General features: G+C 67.6%; 17 protein-coding genes. 7 read left to right on the forward strand and 10 right to left on the reverse strand.

The genetic code is table 11. The annotated features are described in order from the left end of the window. Window positions 1-3: 3 nt before the first annotated feature. Entirely contained in the window at window positions 4-1,260 is a 1,257-nt protein-coding gene (locus tag IEX71_RS20540; RefSeq protein ID WP_188838946.1) for an alpha/beta fold hydrolase, read from the reverse strand. Window positions 1,261-1,310: 50 nt separating this feature from the next. After that, on the reverse strand, window positions 1,311-1,970 hold the full coding sequence (locus tag IEX71_RS20545) for a 4'-phosphopantetheinyl transferase family protein (protein ID WP_188838947.1): 660 nt from the start codon (window positions 1,968-1,970) through the stop codon (window positions 1,311-1,313). 157 nt (window positions 1,971-2,127) lie between these two features. Here IEX71_RS20545 and xseA point away from each other — a divergent pair, with 157 nt between their 5' ends. Next, window positions 2,128-3,378: an exodeoxyribonuclease VII large subunit gene (gene xseA, locus IEX71_RS20550; RefSeq protein WP_188838948.1), complete on the forward strand. Its 1,251-nt coding sequence runs from the start codon at window positions 2,128-2,130 to the stop codon at window positions 3,376-3,378. A 43-nt stretch (window positions 3,379-3,421) separates the two neighbouring features. Here xseA and ligD read toward each other — a convergent pair whose 3' ends face one another. Beyond that, the gene (gene ligD, locus IEX71_RS20555) at window positions 3,422-5,029 is read right to left on the reverse strand and encodes a non-homologous end-joining DNA ligase (RefSeq protein WP_229749916.1); all 1,608 of its coding nucleotides are present in this window, start codon (window positions 5,027-5,029) and stop codon (window positions 3,422-3,424) included. A gap of 103 nt (window positions 5,030-5,132) precedes the next feature. Between ligD and IEX71_RS20560 the strand changes: the two genes are divergently transcribed. Beyond that, on the forward strand, window positions 5,133-5,384 hold the full coding sequence (locus tag IEX71_RS20560; RefSeq protein WP_188838950.1) for an exodeoxyribonuclease VII small subunit: 252 nt from the start codon (window positions 5,133-5,135) through the stop codon (window positions 5,382-5,384). A gap of 11 nt (window positions 5,385-5,395) precedes the next feature. Here the strand turns inward: IEX71_RS20560 and IEX71_RS20565 are convergent, their stop codons facing one another. Beyond that, the gene (locus IEX71_RS20565) at window positions 5,396-6,064 is read right to left on the reverse strand and encodes a DUF4245 family protein (RefSeq protein WP_188838951.1); all 669 of its coding nucleotides are present in this window, start codon (window positions 6,062-6,064) and stop codon (window positions 5,396-5,398) included. A 126-nt stretch (window positions 6,065-6,190) separates the two neighbouring features. Between IEX71_RS20565 and glpX the strand changes: the two genes are divergently transcribed. Both glpX and IEX71_RS20575 read left to right on the forward strand, forming a co-directional pair. Then, window positions 6,191-7,210 (forward strand): class II fructose-bisphosphatase, encoded by a 1,020-nt coding sequence (glpX, locus tag IEX71_RS20570; RefSeq protein ID WP_188838952.1) that lies wholly within the window; start codon window positions 6,191-6,193, stop codon window positions 7,208-7,210. A gap of 19 nt (window positions 7,211-7,229) precedes the next feature. Beyond that, window positions 7,230-8,147: a carbohydrate kinase family protein gene (locus IEX71_RS20575; RefSeq protein ID WP_188838953.1), complete on the forward strand. Its 918-nt coding sequence runs from the start codon at window positions 7,230-7,232 to the stop codon at window positions 8,145-8,147. A 7-nt stretch (window positions 8,148-8,154) separates the two neighbouring features. Here IEX71_RS20575 and IEX71_RS20580 read toward each other — a convergent pair whose 3' ends face one another. The 5 genes from IEX71_RS20580 to IEX71_RS20600 form a co-directional block, all read right to left on the reverse strand. Further along, a complete protein-coding gene (locus IEX71_RS20580; protein ID WP_188838954.1) occupies window positions 8,155-8,850 on the reverse strand; it encodes an SDR family oxidoreductase in 696 nt (231 codons plus the stop codon). A gap of 148 nt (window positions 8,851-8,998) precedes the next feature. After that, on the reverse strand, window positions 8,999-10,261 hold the full coding sequence (locus IEX71_RS20585) for an ABC transporter ATP-binding protein (protein ID WP_188838955.1): 1,263 nt from the start codon (window positions 10,259-10,261) through the stop codon (window positions 8,999-9,001). A gap of 17 nt (window positions 10,262-10,278) precedes the next feature. Then, a complete protein-coding gene (locus IEX71_RS20590; RefSeq protein ID WP_188839046.1) occupies window positions 10,279-11,079 on the reverse strand; it encodes a carbohydrate ABC transporter permease in 801 nt (266 codons plus the stop codon). Window positions 11,080-11,142: 63 nt separating this feature from the next. Continuing rightward, window positions 11,143-12,099, reverse strand: a complete 957-nt coding sequence (locus IEX71_RS20595) for a carbohydrate ABC transporter permease (protein WP_188838956.1) — start codon at window positions 12,097-12,099, stop codon at window positions 11,143-11,145. Then, window positions 12,096-13,352 (reverse strand): extracellular solute-binding protein, encoded by a 1,257-nt coding sequence (locus tag IEX71_RS20600; RefSeq protein WP_229749917.1) that lies wholly within the window; start codon window positions 13,350-13,352, stop codon window positions 12,096-12,098. Before IEX71_RS20600 ends, IEX71_RS20595 begins: the two co-directional genes overlap by 4 nt. A gap of 272 nt (window positions 13,353-13,624) precedes the next feature. Here IEX71_RS20600 and IEX71_RS20605 point away from each other — a divergent pair, with 272 nt between their 5' ends. The 3 genes from IEX71_RS20605 (at window position 13,625) to IEX71_RS20615 (ending at window position 16,830) form a co-directional block, all read left to right on the forward strand. Further along, entirely contained in the window at window positions 13,625-15,304 is a 1,680-nt protein-coding gene (locus IEX71_RS20605; RefSeq protein ID WP_188838958.1) for a fumarate hydratase, read from the forward strand. Between the two features lie 76 nt (window positions 15,305-15,380). Next, the gene (locus IEX71_RS20610) at window positions 15,381-16,013 is read left to right on the forward strand and encodes a carbonic anhydrase (RefSeq protein WP_188838959.1); all 633 of its coding nucleotides are present in this window, start codon (window positions 15,381-15,383) and stop codon (window positions 16,011-16,013) included. A gap of 1 nt (window position 16,014) precedes the next feature. Continuing rightward, window positions 16,015-16,830 (forward strand): MOSC domain-containing protein, encoded by an 816-nt coding sequence (locus IEX71_RS20615; protein WP_188838960.1) that lies wholly within the window; start codon window positions 16,015-16,017, stop codon window positions 16,828-16,830. Between the two features lie 147 nt (window positions 16,831-16,977). Here the strand turns inward: IEX71_RS20615 and IEX71_RS20620 are convergent, their stop codons facing one another. After that, on the reverse strand, window positions 16,978-17,403 hold the full coding sequence (locus IEX71_RS20620; RefSeq protein WP_188838961.1) for an organic hydroperoxide resistance protein: 426 nt from the start codon (window positions 17,401-17,403) through the stop codon (window positions 16,978-16,980). Between the last annotated feature and the right edge of the window lie 24 nt (window positions 17,404-17,427).

Raw genomic sequence — 17,427 nt, forward strand, 5'->3', positions numbered from 1 at the left:
CGATCAGATTTTGCCGGCGACCATGTCCATCAGCCGCTCGACGACCGAGCCCGAGCGCAGTCCGTCGTGCTCGAACTCGTTGGTGACCCACGGACGGACGTTTCCGACCCGTCGCGCGGTGTCCAGTGAGAGGTCAGCGTCGACATACATGTCGTCGAAATACACCGCGGCCGCAACGGGCACCGTGTTGGCCGCGAGACGCTCCTCGTCATACAACGCGGGCCAGTCGTCGACGGCCGCGAGGATGTCGGCGGCCTCGGCGAACGGCTGCAGCAACGGGATCTGGTCGAACATCCACCGGAACATCGTCTCGCCGGTGAACAGCAGCGGGTCGGCGTCGGCCGCGAACTCCGGGCGCGCTGCGATCTCGTGGTCCGCCGCCCAACCGGTCGGCGTCCCGGGCAGCCCGTAGCAGTACTCCTGCAGTGCGTAGATCGGGCCGTTCGCGTATGACGTCTCGGCCAGCACCGACTGCCGGAAGCGGTCCGAGATGTCATCACCGTCCCACGCGGTGTCCAGCAGCCAGTGCACGTGCTCGAAGCCGTAGCTCATCCCGAAGATGCTGCCGATCAGGCGGAAGCGCTCCGGGGTGAGGCGCGAACCGTCGGGCAGGAGGACCTCGTGCGCGGCGAGATGATCGGCGATGTGGCGCACCGCGGCCACGTCGTCCGGGTAACGCTCGTAGTAGGCGGCGTTCTTGCGCGCGATCCGCGGGAAGGTGTGCGCGTAGACGTCCGCGGCGCTCGCGTCGATGCCGGACAGCCCGCCGGTCACCAGGCAGGCGGTGAGCCCCTCGGGCGCCTGCGACAGATAGGTCAAGGTGATGAAGCCGCCATAGCTCTGGCCGAGCGTCGTCCACGGCTTGCCGCCGGCGACCTTCTCCCGGAACATCTCGGCGTCGGCGACGATGCTGTCGGCGCGGAAGTGTCGGACGTACGCCGCGATCTCCGCCGCCGACATACCGTCGGTGGACCGCGCGGTCACGGGCGTCGACCGGCCGCAGCCTCGCTGGTCCAACAGCAGCACGCGATGTGTCTTGGTGACGTGCCCGAGCCAGCCGTCGGCCTTCATCGGGCGGGGGCTCTCGCCACCGGGGCCGCCCTGCAGGAAGACCAACCACGGCAGGTCGTCGTCGATCTTGTCGACGGCGACCGCCTCCCGGGCGAAGACCTCGATCGTCGGACCGCCCGGGTCCGCGTGGTCGAGCGGGACCTGCAGAGTGTGATCGGTGAGCGCGAGGCCGGGGATGCGGATCGTCATACAGCCGAGGCTAGTTCGCGGAGGGTCGGCTCGTCTGCCCGACCACGTGATCAGCCGAAGAGCTGTCGCGCGTCCATCAGTCGAGCCGTGACCTGCGAGGCGCCCAGCACCGCGAGCGCGGCCGCAGTGTCCGGTCCGATGTCGAGATCGCGCAGGACGCACGGCAGTCGATCGCCGCGGTAGGAGACCAGCGACGCCCCGTCGCCCAGCACGACCTCGGACATCGGGGTCCGCAGTCCGTCACCGGTCGCCTTCAGCACCGCTTCCTTGCGCGTCCAGACCGCGAACCAACGCTGCGGCGACCGCGGTGCATCCTCTGCGGACTCCTCGGGCGCGAGCACGGTCGGTGCGAGGGCAGCGAAATCGAGATCCGTCACCGCCTCCGCGTCGACGCCGACCGCGCCGGCCGCGGTCGCCGCAACCACCACCAGCGAATCTGCCCCGACGCCCGTGTGCGTGACGGACAGGTGCGGGCCGCCGGAGACCCGCGGCGGCCCGTGCTGTGCACCGCAGGTCGAACAGGTGCGGTCGACGGACAGTTCGCGCGCGACGTCGGCACGTTCGACTGGACCGGCGCCGCGCCAGTCCGCGACCACCAGTCGCACCAGCGCCGCCGCCGTCACCGAGCAGGTGCGGTCGGCGACATGCCGAAGGCGGGCCGCGCGCTCGCGTTCGGCGGGGCTGAGCAGCCCGTCGGCGAGGGGTGGCACGGCACTCCCTCGCCAGCACCACGCCAGACAGGTGTCTGCGACATTCATCGCTGCGCCTCCTGCCCGGTGAGAACTGTCCCGTCGATTATCAGCGGGTGCCGCTGGTGCTCCACCGCTGGTCGCGTCGGCGTCGTCCCCCGCGCCTAGAGTGACCGGGGTGACGAACTCACTCCCCGAGAAGGCCGCCGACACGACGGCCGAGCAACCGTGGCCGGTTCGCAAACTGTCGGTCAAGATCAGCGACTACGTCGACAAGATGTCCGCGTTGTGGGTCGAGGGCCAGATCGTCCAGCTCAACCGGCGGCCGGGAGCACCCACGGCATACGTCACCCTGCGTGACCCGGAGGTCGACATGTCGCTGTCGGTCACCGTCCACGTCAACACGCTCGATGCGATGGGCCCTGGTCTGCAGCAGGGCGCTCGCGTCGTGGTGCAGGCCAAGCCGCAGTTCTGGACCAAGCGCGGCTCGCTGCACCTCAACGCCCGGCAGATGCGTCCGGTGGGTGTCGGCGAGCTGCTCGCCCGCCTGGAGCATCTCAAGCAGTTGCTGCGCAGCGAGGGGATCTTCGATGCCGCCCGCAAGAAGCCACTGCCGTTCCTTCCGCACACGGTCGGGCTCATCTGCGGACGCGCCAGCGCGGCCGAGAAAGATGTCGTCGAGAACGCCCGACGTCGTTGGCCGGCAACGCAATTCGAGATCCGCCAGGTCGCGGTGCAGGGGCCCAACACGGTGGCCGAGGTGTCCGCCGCGCTCGCCGAGTTGGACGCCGCACCGCACGTGCAGGTGATCGTGGTCTCCCGGGGCGGCGGCGGGTTCGAGGATCTGCTGCCCTTCAGCAACGAAGCACTGGTGCGCGCCGTCTCGGCGACCCGCACGCCGGTGGTCAGCGCGATCGGCCATGACGAGGACACCCCGCTGCTGGACTTCGTCGCCGACGTCCGCGCGTCGACGCCGACCGACGCCGCCAAGCGCGTCGTGCCGGACCTGGCCGACGAGCTGCACGGCCTGGCCCAGACCCGCGCCGCCGGGGCTCGCGCGTTGCGACACCGCCTCGTCGCGGAGCGTCGGCACCTGGAGCAGCTGCGCAGCCGGCCGGTCCTGGTCGCACCCGAGACGATGGTCGCGACCCGGCGCGCCACCGTCGAGGCGCTGCGGGACCGAGCACGCGCCCGGATGACGCACCGGCTGGACCGTGCGCACGACCAGGTCGGTCACCTGCGGGGCCAGCTGCGGGCGCTGTCACCCCTGCAGACGCTCGAGCGTGGGTATGCCGTCGTGCGCCATGCGGGCGGCGAGGTCGTCACCGACGTCGCGACGGTCGAGAGCGACGAACTCCTGCGGGTGACCGTCGCGTCCGGTGACTTCGCGGTACGCCCGGTCTCGGGGTCCCCGCGAAGTTCCGAGTGAGGGACGAGCGAGGACTTCGTTGGGTGAGGTGTCCCGAGCCGGCTCAGTGCAGACGTGGCAGGCGCTGCTCGCCATACAACACGCCGCGGAAGAGGTCGCCGCGCTCGGCGAGGCGGTCTCCGATCGTGCGGATCGTGAAGTGGTCCGGCCGTAGGTCCGCGTCGTCGAGCTCGTCCCAGCTGATCGGCGCGGACACGGGTGCCCCCGCCGCCGGACGCGGGCTGTATGGCGCGACCAGCGTCTTGTTGATCGCGTTCTGCGTGTAGTCCAGGCGAGCCCGCCCACGGCGCTCGTTCTTGACCCACTTCCAGCTCACCAACTCCGGCATGACCGCGCCGACCGTCCGCGACACCTGCTCGACCCAAGCGCGGGTCTGCTCGAAGGTCGGCCCGCGGGCGATCGGCACCCAGACGTGGATGCCCCGGCGTCCGGTGAGCTTCGGGAACGCCGTCACGCCCAGATGCTCGAACGCTGTCCGGTGCAGCCGGGCGAGCTCGAGCACTTCTTCCCAAGAAGTCTTCTCCCCCGGGTCCAGGTCGAAGAGCGCGTAGGTCGGCTGCTCCGGCTCATCGGTGCGCGAGGTCCACGGATGCCATTCCAGGGCACCGTAATTCGCGGCCCAGACCAGCGCGGCCGGTTCGTTCACGACGAGGTAGGTGTGCGCCTCGTCGGAGTCGGCTGCTTCGTTGTCCCACCGCGGCAACCACGTCGGCGCACGGCTCGGCACCGACTTGTGCCAGAAGCCCTTGTGGTCCGCGCCGTCCGGGTAGCGGTGCACGTTCAACGCCCGGCCGGCGACGTAGGGCAACACCGTCGGAGCGATCGTGGCGGCATACCGCAGCAGTTCGCGTTTGGTGACCGGCTCGGCGTCGTCCGTGCCGGGGAAAAGGACTTTGTCCAGGTTCGTCACCTTCAGTGACCGCCCGAACACCTGCCATGTGCCGTGGTCGCCCATCTCGTCCAGCGCGGCAAGCGCCTCCTGGTCGGGCTCGGTTACGGCGTCGCCGTCCAGGTCGACCGATGCGGCCGCCGCCGGCAGGTCCGAGCGCCACAGCCGGTCCGGCGCGGACTTCACCTCGTCATTGGTGCGCCCGCTGAGCACCGACCTCGGATGGTCCTCCGGGTCCCAGCCGCGCACCGCGTCGTCGTCGTGTTTGTGCAGCAGCAGCCACTGCTCGCGGTCCGACGCCTCGCCCCGGCGAACCAGCACGAACCGGCCGCGCAGCTTCTCGCCATAAAGATCCGCGTGGAAGTCGCCGTCCGCGACGGCCTTGGCCGGGTCGTCCGTGGCGTGCGGCTCCCAGGTGCCGCGATCCCAGACGATCACGTCACCACCGCCGTACTCACCGCGCGGTATGACGCCTTCGAAGTCCTGGTATTCCAGCGGGTGGTCCTCGACGTGGACCGCCATCCGACGCACGTCGGGGTCGAGCGTCGGCCCCTTGGGCACCGCCCAACTCACCAGGACGCCGTCGATCTCGAAGCGCAGGTCGTAGTGCAGCCGCCGCGCGCGATGCCGTTGCACCACGAAGCGGCGCTCACCGGGGATTGCGGCTCCCTGCTCGTTGTCGCCCGACGGCTCCGGCGTGCGGTCGAACTTCCGCTTCTCCCGGTAGGTCGTCAACGAGCCGTCGTCGGCTCTGCTCGGCACAACTTCCACCTCCCGAGCAGTCCTACCCCGAGCCGGACGCCCTGACGCTCCCGCGCACGTGATGCGCGTCAGGAGATCGTACGACTCATCTAGGCTGCCCCGTATGCCGAAGAAGGACACCATCGCCGACGAAACGGCCGACGCCAACGCGGACGTCGCCGACCTGGGCTACGAGGCCGCGCGCGACGAGCTGGCGTCGATCGTCAGCCGGCTGGAGGGCGGAACCGAGACGCTCGAGGAGTCGATGCGACTCTGGGAGCGCGGCGAGGCGCTGGCCACGCACTGCGAGCGCTGGCTGGACGGCGCACAGCGCACGATCACCGCGATGACCGACGAGGCCGAGCCGGAGGACTGAGGCGGGCCCGCTCAGGAGCCGGCCGGCGCCGTCGGCCCGACGCTCTTGAAATCACTCTTGCTGAGCGGCTTCAGCGACGCCGCGAACTTCTGCACCTGCGACCAGTCACCGGTCCCGGTGACCACCGTCGTCAACCCCGCGAGCGGCTCGGACCGCACGAGGCTGCGTTCGCCGCCGTCGGCACGGTCGAGCTTGTCCCATCGCACGCCGTCGATCGTGACCGATCCGGCCGCCCTGCTGTCGTCCGTCTGCGCCTGCACCCAGCTCGGGCTGCCGTCCTTGGTCTGCACGACGCGCGCGTAGCTGCCGCCCGGGGCGTCATACCCCGCCTGCCAGGTGTCGGGCTGTTTGTCGGCCGGGACGAGCCGGACGTTGACCGGCTGCCAGCCCTTCGGGAGGCCGGAGGCAACCGCAGGGTCCCAGTGCTTGCTGAGCCCGACTTCGCGGGCGATCCCGGCGACGTCCTCAACCCGCTGCTGGGTCTGGTCGGCGCGCGGCACCCACGCCCACCACGCCACGACGGCGAGCACGACCAGCACCATCGAGATGATCATGCTGCGCACCGACCCCAGTCCGCGGCGCGGCGCCGGTTGCCCGGCCGATTCCTCCGCCGTGGGCTCGTCGCCGGCCGATGCCTGTGCTGCGCCGGGCTCGGCGGCGGGGGTCTCACTGTCGCTCACGCCTCTCATCGTCCCAAACGATGCCCGTGCTGCGCCGGGCGACCTCGCGGCCCCGGCCGCGCGACGGTCCCTGCTCCTGCCGATAGAGTCGTGGCCGAACCCATCCGAGTTCTCCGAGGAGATTCCATGCCGTCCGACATGCCGTCCGACACCGTCATCCCGGAGACCCCGGACAGAAACCTTGCGCTGGAGCTCGTGCGCGTGACCGAGGCCGCCGCGATGGCCGGTGGCCGCTGGGTCGGCCGCGGCGACAAGAACGCCGCCGACGGTGCCGCGGTCGCGGCGATGCGGCACCTGATCTCGTCGGTGTCGATGAGCGGGGTCGTGGTGATCGGCGAGGGCGAGAAGGACGACGCCCCCATGCTGTTCAACGGCGAGAAGGTCGGTGACGGCACCGGACCGCACGTCGATGTCGCCGTCGACCCGATCGACGGCACCACCCTGACCGCCAAGGGTATGACCAACGCCGTGTCCGTCATGGCGGTGAGCGAACGCGGTTCGATGTACGACCCGAGCGCCGTCTTCTACATGGACAAACTGGCCACCGGCCCCGAGGCCGCGGACGTGGTCGATATCCGGCTGCCGGTCGCCGAGAACATCCGACGCGTCGCGAAGGCCAAGCACGGCTCGGTCTCGGACGTGACCGTCGTCCTGCTGGATCGTCCGCGCCACCAGAAGCTCGCCGAGGAGATCCGCACTGCCGGGGCGCGCATCCGCTACATCTCCGACGGTGACGTCGCCGGCTCGATCATGGCGGCCCGGCCCGACACCGGCATCGACCTGCTGCTCGGCATCGGCGGCACCCCCGAGGGCATCATCAGCGCGTGCGCGATGAAGTGCACCGGTGGCGTGCTGCAGGGGCGGCTGTGGCCCAAGGACGACGACGAGCGACAGCGCGCGATCGACGCGGGGCACGACCTGGACGCCGTGCTGACTACCGACGAGTTGGTGACGAGCGACAACTGCTTCTTCGTCGCGACCGGCATCACCGATGGCGAACTACTGCGCGGCATCCGCTACCGCGCCGGCGGGTGCACCACGCACTCCCTGGTCATGCGCTCCAAGAGCGGCACGATCCGCTCGATCGAAGCCGTTCACCCGATGGCCAAGCTGCAGCAGCTCAGCGGCGGCCTCCTCGACGGCTGACGCCGAAGGAATTCATTCGATGGTCGACACCCTGGTGGTCGGAGAAGCCCTCATCGACATCGTCCGGCCGGTCGGCGCACCGACCACGGAGCACGTCGGAGGCAGTCCGCTCAACGTCGCGATCGGGCTGGCGCGCCTGGGACACCCCGCGCGCCTGGCGGCATACTTCGCGAACGACACGTATGGCGACCTCATCGCCCGGCACCTCGCCGCCGATGACGTCGCCCTCGTCGAAGGCAGTCTCGGTGCCGAGCGGACACCGACCGCTGCCGCCACTTTGGACGAAACCGGTTCCGCCACTTACGAGTTCGACCTCGCCTGGGATCTCCCCTACCCGCTGCCGACCGACATCGGTCACCTGCACACCGGCTCGATCGCCGCGGCGCTGCAGCCCGGCGCGGAGAAGGTCGCCGAGGCGATGCTCGCGGCACGCGACCACGCGACCGTCTCCTTCGACCCCAACCCGCGACCGACCCTGATCGGCGACGCGCACGACGTGCGCGCCCGACTGGAGCAGCTGATCGGCTACTCCGACGTCGTCAAGGCCAGCGACGAGGACATCGCCTGGCTGTATGGCGCGGGCGGCGACCCGGGCCAGGTGCTCGCGTTGTGGGGCCAGCTCGGCCCTTCGCTGGTGGTCATGACCCGCGGTGGCGACGGCGCGCTGATGCACGTGACAGCCACCGGCGAGACCGAATCCGTCGCCGGCAGAAGCGTTTCCGTTGTCGACACGGTGGGCGCGGGGGACTCTTTCCAGTCCGGTCTGCTGTCCGGTCTGCTCGACTCAGGACTACTCGGCTCCGCCGACGCACGCTCTCGCCTGCGTGCCGCGAACCTGTCCGACCTGCGCCCCGCAGTGGACCGCGCGATCGAGACCTCGGCGATCACCGTCTCCCGGGCCGGCGCCAACCCACCGAGCCGCGCCGAATTGCGCTGACACGGCCTCAGCGGGGTCGGATCGACAGGTCCTCCACCGAAGCCTCCGACGGCGCAGTCAGTGCGAAACGCACTGCGGCTGCGACGGATTCGGGGCGAAGGTAGGCGTCTTCGTCATACTCCCCGCCTTCGAAGTCGCGCAACTCACGTTGCATGTCCGTGGCGACCCGACCGGGGTAGACGGTCGACACCCGCACGCCGTTGCCACGCTCTTCCTGACGCAACCCGTCAGCGAACGCACGCACCGCGAACTTCGATGCCGAGTAGAGGCTGCCCTGTGCGCCGGACCGCAGGCCGGATCCGGAGTTGACGACCACGACGGTGCCGCGCGCGACCCGCAACACCGGCAACAGAGTCCGCGTCAGGTCGGCGACGGCCACCACGTTGACCTCGAGCGTATGACGCCAGGCGTCGCGACCGAGATCCGCGACCGCGCCGCTGCCGAGCACGCCAGCCGAGTGCACGACACCGTCCAACCGCTGCAGTCCGGCCGATGCCACGGCGGCGGACATCGAGTCGGCGTCCGTGAGGTCGGCCACGAACGGTGTCGCGCCGGGCAGGGATCCGCAGACCGCGGCGACGGCGGCCTGGTCGCGGCCACCGATCAGCAGGTCGTGGTCCGGCGCCAGGGCATCGGCCACCGCCCGCCCGATGCCGCGGGTGCCGCCGGTGATCAGGACGACAGGACGAGTCTCAGCAGTCATGGATCCACGCTATGGGTTTCGCCGAGAGGACAGCAAATGATCGAGAGGACAGGGAAATCGGGTCGTTTTGACCGCTATTCCCTGTCCTCTCGGTAAAAGGGTGTCCTCTCGGCGAAGGGGGTTGTCCCTCGCAGGCGCCCGGCCGCGGCTAGGCGGACTTCTCGGCCTGCTCCGCGTCGCGCTTGCGCGCCCGCTCGAGCGCGGCCTTACGCATCTTCTCCGAATCAGCCGCGATCTCGGCCGCCCTCGCGTCGTCGCGCGTGAGGTTGTCACCGCTCTGCGGATCGAAGACGTGCATGGATGCCGGGTTGAACGCCAGCTGCGCCTCGTCACCCTCGAGCACCCGCGAGCGCGGATCCAAGTTGACGATCATCTGCGTCCGCAGCCCCTCGCCGTCCAGGTCGCGGTCGAGTTCCTCGAGTTGATCCCGCACCGCACCGTCGGCTTCGTAAGGGATGTAGGCGTACTGCTCGTTGCCCAGCCACTCGGTCTGGTCGACGACGGCGTTGAACTTGACCGAGTGCTCCGGCCCCGTCTCGACGGTCGTGTCCTTCAGGTGCTCCGGACGCAGGCCGACGATGACGATGTCCTTGCCCTTGACCTTCTCGGCCAGCGGCCCGTCGAGTGGCACGTCGACGAAGGGCAGCTTCAGCGAATTGCCCTCCACCTTCGCCGGCAGGAAGTTCATCGGCGGTGAGCCGATGAAGCCTGCGACGAACAGATTGGTCGGCTGTTCGTAAAGCTCACGCGGCGACGCGACCTGCTGCAGGATGCCCCGCTTCAACACGCAGACGCGGTCACCGAGCGTCATCGCCTCGGTCTGGTCGTGGGTGACGTAGACGGTGGTGATGCCGAGCCGGCGCTGCATACGCGCGATCTCGGTGCGCATCTGACCACGCAGCTTGGCGTCCAGGTTGGACAGCGGTTCGTCGAAGAGGAACGCGTCGGCCTCGCGGACGATCGCGCGGCCCATCGCAACCCGCTGTCGTTGGCCGCCGGACAGGTTTCCCGGCTTGCGCTCCAGGTGCTCGTCCAACTCCAGCATCGCGGAGGCGTCGCGCACCTTCTTGTCGATCTCCTCGTTGCTGTGCTTGCCCTTCTGCAGCCGCAGCGGGAACGCGATGTTCTCGAAGACGGTCAGGTGCGGGTAGAGCGCGTAGTTCTGGAAGACCATCGCCAGGTTGCGGTCGCGCGGCGCGAGGTCGTTGACCCGCTTCCCGTCGATCTCCATCTCGCCGGACGTGATGTCCTCGAGCCCGACGATCATCCGCAGCAGCGTGGACTTGCCGCAGCCGGACGGGCCGACGAGTATGACGAACTCGCCGTCCTTGATGTCCAGGTTGACGTCGTTGACGGCCGGGAAGCCGTCGCCGTACTTCTTGACAATGTGCTTGAGTTCGATGCTCGACATTGCTCTCTCCTTGGGCCTTAACCCTTGACTGCGCCGGACGTGAGTCCGGCAACGATCCGCTTCTGGAAGACCAGCACGAGGATCACGACGGGAATGGTGACGACGACCGCGGCCGCGCAGATGGCGCCGGTCGGTTGGACGAACTGGCTGGCGCCGGTGAAGAAGCTCAGTGCCGCCGGAACCGTCTGAGCATGCTGCGCTGTGAGGTTGGACGAGAAGACGAAGTCGTTCCAGGCGGTGAAGAAGGCGATGATCGCCGTCGTGAAGACACCCGGCGCCGCGAGCGGCGCCACCACCTTCACGAAGGCCTGCCAACTCGTCGCCCCGTCGACCTGGGCCGCCTGCTCCATCTCCCACGGGATCTGCTGGAAGAACGCCGACAGGATCCAGATCGACAACGGCAGGGTGAGCGCCAGATAGGGGATGATCAGACCGGGCAGCGTGTCGAAGAGACCGATCTGCCGCCACAGGTTGAACAGCGGCGTGACCATCGCGATCACTGGGAAGAACGACACGGCCAGCGCCGTCGTGAGGATCAGCTTCTTACCCGGGAAGTCCAGCCGCGAGATCGCGTAGGCGCAGAACGTCGCCAACACCACACTGATCACGGTCGACACCACACAGACGATGATCGAGTGCCACAACGCCGGCATGAACAGGTCCGAGGCCCCACCGGAGAAGATCAGCTTGTAGTTGTCCCAGCTGATGTCCTTCGGCCAGAAGTTGCCCAGGACGTTCTTGCTCGAATCGCCCAGTGCCGCATCGGATTTCAACGATGTAGCAAGGATCCACAACAGTGGTATGACGGTCCAGATCATGATGACGATCGAGACGACACCGAGACCGTTCTTCGCCTTGGTACTGATGTTGGTCTCCACAGCTCAACTCCTCCCGCTCGTGGTGAGATCGACCTTGAAGAGCTTGACGAATATGAACGCGATGATCAGCACGATCAGGAAGAGGATCACCGCCAGGGCGGAGCCCATGCCGATCTCGACCCGGCTCACCGTCTCGGTGCCAACCAGCATCGACAACGTCTGCGTCTTGTTCGCTCCACCGGTCATGACATACGGATTGTCATAGATACGAACGGCATCCAACGTGCGGAACAGCAGCGCCACCATCAGCGCGGCCTTCATGTTGGGCAGGATCACCTTGGTGAAGCGCTGCATCCAGGTGGCACCGTCCACCTTGGCCGCCTCCTCCTGCGCCGAATCGACCTGAGCCAGGCCGGCCAGTAGCAGCAGCGACATGAACGGCGTGGTCTTCCAGATCTCCGACAGGCAGATGATGGTCAGCGACGACCAGCGACCACCGAACCAGTTGAAGTTCTCGCTGAATCCGCCGAAGGTGAGGAAGTGCAGCCAGTGGTTGAAGAAGCCGGTGTCGATCTGCGCGGCATACAGCCACGAGAACCCGGACACGACGGTGACGATCGCGTAGGGGATCAGGACCACTGTGCGCAACGTGCGCCGCGGCCAGACGACCCGGTGCATGACCATGGCGATCGCCATACCGAGGATCAGCTCGAAGACGAGAGTCACGATCACGATCACCAGGGTCGTGACGAACGCCTGCCAGAAGAGCGGATCGGACAGTGCGGTGATGTAGTTCTGCAGCCACACCATCTTCTTGCCGGCCGGATCGGTCAACCGGTAGTTGAACAGGGAGAGATAGACCGCGTAGCCGATCGGGTAGAGCGTGACCAGCAGCATGACGATGAACGCCGGTCCGGCCAGGCGCCAGCCGAGGTTGCGCTCGCCCTTGGCCCGATCGGACAGGTGCGCCTGCTCCTCGGAGGTCAGGTCGGCCTTGGTGGTTTCCGCAACGGTACTCATAGGAGGGCCTTCCCGTTCAAGACCTTCAGGATGAAGGACTGCGTCTTGGCGGGCGTCTGCTGGTTGACCGAACTCGGTGGGCTGAACTTCTGCTGCAGCGCCGTCGAGATGTCACCCCAGTACGGGGTCAGCGGGCGGGCCGCCGCGACATCCAGCGACTTCCGGATCTCGGCCGCGATGCCGTTCGGGAACGCCTTCTTGACCTCGGCGGTCTCATAGGCGCCCTTGCGGCTGGCCGGGTTGCCCGAGGCGGCCATGTAGTCCGCCTGGTGCTTCTGGTTGGTGATACAGGCAGCCGCCTGGTAGGCGAGATCGGCGTGCTGGCTGTCCTTGCCGACGGCCAGCTGGATACCACCGTATGGCGGGGCTGCCTTCTCACCCTGCACGGTCTGCGGGTACATGGTTGCGGCCACATCGGCCTTGTCCTTGCCTGCGTACGCGCCGTAGGTGTAGGGCCAATTGACCAGGAAGCCGCCCTTCTTGCTGCTGAAGAGGTTGAGCGACTCGGTCTCGGTGGAGTTGCCCATCGCCGGTCCACCGACGCCGGTCGAGGAGACGTCGTGGATGATCTTGGCCGCGTCCTTGCCCGCCTTCGTGTCCAGACCCAGCTTGATGTTCTCGTAGGTGGCGTTCGGGTTCTTGACGACCTCCCCGCCCGCGCCCGCGACCAGTGCGTTGATCCAGACCGAGTAGCCCTCGTAGAGCTTCGCCTGCACACCGATCTGCATCTTGGCCCGCTGGGCTCCCTTGATCAATTGGTCCCAGGTGATCGGTTTGCTCATGTCGAGGCCGGCCTTCTTGGCGACCGACTTCTTGTACCAGAGCAACTGCGTGTTGGACCAGAACGGCACCGACATCAGTTTGCCGCCGTACGTCGACGCGTCGATCGACGACTGCACCCGATCGGCCTTGAAGTCGTCGATCATATTCTTGGGGACGGGGGCAAAATAACCGGCAGCCGCGAACTCACTGACGAACGCCGGATCGACACTCATCAGATCCATCGTCTTGTCACCGCCGGCCAGTCGCCGCAGCAACTGGATCCGCTGGTCACTAGCCGAGTTGGGCAACAACTGCACCTTGATCCGGTACTTGCCGCCGGACGCCTGCGAGCACTCCTTCGCAAGGGTGGCCTGGCCGCCCTTGCTCGCGTCCGCGTTGCCGACATCCGGGTTGATGTACCAGGTGAGGTGGGCCGGTCCGGATCCGCTGCCGCCGCTTCCACCACAGGCGGCGAGCCCGGTGGTGGCCATCAGCACAGCGGCCGATATTGCGATGCCACGTCGAGGTGGCCTGAGCCGTTTCATATGCATCCGCTCCATCCAGGGGGTGTGAGCTACAACACGTTCCACACGGTCTACACCTTTCCATCCCCGCTGTCTCGTGGACAGCCCATTGAGTTGGCAAACCGTTGCGAACCCCCGAACGGCTCCGGCAGTCCGCGGCAGCACTCCCGCCGGCCCGTTCGCGGCGCCCGGCTACTCTCTGAACGGACCCGCAATAAGCAAGGAGATAGCCAAGAGTCATGGCCGATTTCGCCTACGAAGATCTGCTGCCGCTCGGAGACGACGCGACGACCTACCGCAAGTTGTCCGACACCGGTATCCGCACCGCCGAAGGCCCGGGCGGGCGAACGTTCCTCGAGGTGGACCCCGACGCCCTGCGGTTGCTGACCGACACCGCGATGCACGACATCGCGCACTACCTGCGGCCGGCACACCTCGCCTTCCTGCGCAAGATCCTGGACGACGACCAGGCCAGCAACAACGACAAGTTCGTCGCGATGGACCTGCTGAAGAACGCCGGCATCGCCGCCGCCGGAGTGCTGCCCATGTGCCAGGACACCGGCACCGCGATCGTCATGGGCAAGAAGGGATCTCAGGTCCTCGTGGGCGGCGATGCTCCCGACGAGGAATCGATCTCCCGCGGCGTGTATGACGCCTACACGCGCCTCAACCTGCGCTACTCCCAGATGGCACCAGTCACCATGTGGGAGGAGAAGAACACCGGCTCCAACCTGCCCGCCCAGATCGAGCTGTATGCCGACACGGCGGCCGGCCACGAGAACACCTACAAGTTCCTCTTCATGGCCAAGGGTGGTGGCTCGGCCAACAAGTCCTTCCTCTACCAGGAGACGAAGGCCATCCTGAACCCCGACTCGATGATGAAGTTCCTCGACGAGAAGCTCCGGACGCTCGGCACGTCGGCCTGTCCGCCATACCACCTGGCGATCGTGATCGGCGGCACCAGCGCCGAGTTCGCCCTGAAGACAGCTAAATACGCGAGCGCCAAATATCTCGACGAGTTGCCGACCAGTGGCGATGCAGCGACCGCGCACGGCTTCCGCGACCTCGAGCTCGAGGAGCAGGTGCTGGAGCTGACCCGCAACTTCGGCATCGGCGCGCAGTTCGGCGGCAAGTACTTCTGCCACGACGTGCGCGTGGTGCGCCTCCCTCGGCACGGCGCGTCGCTGCCGGTGGCGATCGCGGTCAGCTGCTCGGCCGACCGGCAGTGCCTGGGCAAGATCACTCCCGAGGGCGTCTTCATCGAGCAGTTGGAGACCGACCCTGCCCGCTTCCTGCCGGACACCACCGACCAGGACCTGGATGCGACCGACGTCGTTCAGATCGACCTCAATCGGCCGATGGACGAGATCCGCGCCGAGCTCACCAAGCACCCGGTCAAGACCCGGCTGTCGCTGACCGGCCCGCTGGTCGTCGCCCGCGACATCGCGCACGCCAAGATCAAGGAGCGACTCGACGCCGGCGAGGAGATGCCGCAGTACCTCAAGGATCACGCGGTCTACTACGCCGGACCGGCCAAGACCCCCGAGGGTTACGCCTCCGGGTCGTTCGGGCCGACCACCGCCGGCCGGATGGACTCGTATGTCGAGCAGTTCCAGGCGGCGGGAGGCTCGATGGTGATGCTGGCCAAGGGCAACCGCAGCAAGCAGGTGACCGACGCGTGCAGGGCGCACGGTGGTTTCTACCTCGGCTCGATCGGCGGTCCCGCCGCCCGGCTCGCCAAGGACTGCATCAAGCAGGTGGACGTGCTCGAATACCCGGAGCTGGGGATGGAAGCGATCTGGAAGATCGAGGTCGAGGACTTCCCTGCCTTCATCGTCGTCGACGACAAGGGCGAGGACTTCTTCGCCGCCACGGCGAAGCCCACCGCTTTCACCATCACCACGAGGCCGGGACTTTGATCACCCCGCAAAGTTCTCGCTCCTTCGTCGCTCGATACTTTGCGGGGACCCCTCTCATCGACGGAAAGGTAGTCCGGTGACGGAACGCATATCACCGCAGCAGGCGTGGGATCAGCTCATCGAGGGCAACGGCCGGTTCGTCTCGAACACTCCACGCCACCCCAACCAGGACCTGGAGCGACGCAACCTGCTCGAGCACGGGCAGCGACCGACAGCCGTGCTCTTCGGCTGCGGTGACAGCCGGGTCGCGTCGGAGATCATCTTCGACCAGGGCCTGGGCGACCTCTTCGTCGTCCGTACTGCCGGCCACATCATCGACGACGCAGTGCTCGGCTCGATCGAGTTCGGCGTGGAGTTGCTCGACGTCCCGCTGATCGTGATCCTCGGTCACCAGTCCTGTGGCGCCATCGCTGCCGGCATCGCAGCTGCTGAGAGCGGTGAGATGCCGCCGGGTTACGTTCGCGACATCGCCGTCCAGGTCATGCCGAGCGTCGCCCGCGCACATGCTGCGGGAGATGCTTCGCCGGCGGCGGTCGGGGCGCTGCATGTGCGGGCCACCGCGGATCTGCTGTTCGAGCGGTCCCGCATCTGCCACGACGCAGTCGAGCGCGGCGACCTCGCGATCGTCGGCGCCACCTATGCGCTGCACGACGGCAAGGCTTCTGCCCTCACCGCCACACCGGCGGTCCGCACCGGCGGCACGGACTGACATGCAGGTCGTCTCACTGCGCATCCATCCGGTGAAAAGCACGGCCATCACGCCGGTTTCGAGCGCGTATATCGGCTTCGCAGGCTTGCGAGGCGACCGCGAGTGGATGGTCGTCGACGAGAACGCCGCGATGGTCAGCGCGCGGGAGTTACCCGGGTTGTTCCGAGTCCAGGCAGCACCTTTGCAGGGCGAGTCCGCTGCCGTCACTTTGTCGGCGGCTGGCTCGTCATACACAGTGCGTGCCGGTGACTCGGAGCTGAGCGCGACGATGTTCACCCGGCCACCGATGCGGGTTCGAGAGACAACCGAGTCGGCGTCGCAGTGGCTGGAGCAGGTGACGGGGCGGGCCGGGCTGGAGATCGTCCAGTGTGCGTACCCCGAGGCGCGGCGGCTCAACCCGGAGTTCTCCCGGCCGGACGATCGCGCGGCGTTCCAGGACGGTTACCCGGTCACGGTGGCATCGCTGGCGTCGCTGCGGCAGCTCAACGCGTGGATCGAGGAGGCCGGTGGCGATCCGGTCCAAATCGACCGCTTCCGGCCGAATGTCGTGATCGACGGTGACGAGCCTTTCGCGGAGGACAACTGGACGTCGGTGCAGATCGGCGGCGTGCGGTTGCGTGCCGCGAAGCCGGTGGACCGGTGCGTGATGACGCTCGTGGACCCTGCTTCGCCGCAGCTCGCAAAGGGCAAGGAGCCGATCCGGACACTCAGCCGGCACCGCAAGTGGGACGGCAAGACGTGGTTCTGCCACCACCTGATACCCGATACCGAGGGTGAGATCGCCATCGGGGACCCGGTAGTCCCGCAGCAGCGCTGACCCACCCCCCATTTACCGACAGGACACCCGATTGCCGAAAGGACACCGGATTCAGGGCAAAAACCCCCGAATCCGGTGTCCTCTCGATGCATCGCCTGTCCTCTCGGCAAATGGGGCGGGAGGCCTCACGAGCCGAGCGCGGGCTTCTCAGGCGGGCTCGCCGACCACGGTGACCTCGATGTTGCCGCGGGTCGCCTTGGAGTAGGGGCAGAAGCCGTGTGCCTTGTCGGCGAGCTCCTGCGCCTTGGCCGCGTCGACGCCCGGAATCTTGGCGGTCAGCGCGACCGCGATGCCGAAGCCGGTGTCGGTCTTGCCGAAGGTCACGTCCGCCGTGACGGTCGACTCGCTTGCGTCCACGCCGTCCTGCTGCGCCATGGCGTTCAGCGCGCCGGAGAAGCATGCGGAATAGCCTGCGGCGAAAAGGGTCTCGGGGTTCGCCTTCGGGTTGGCCTGGCTGCCCGGCTTGCCCAGCGGCAGGTCGACCACGCCGTCTGCGCTCTTGACATTGCCTTCGCGGCCGCCCTTGGCGGTTGCCGCCGTCGTGTAGAGAACCTCAGTGACTTTCTCGGACATCCTGATGCCTTTCTCGATTCGATG

It is taken from the genome of Flexivirga endophytica (genome assembly GCF_014640635.1).
Lineage (GTDB): Bacteria > Actinomycetota > Actinomycetes > Actinomycetales > Dermatophilaceae > Flexivirga > Flexivirga endophytica.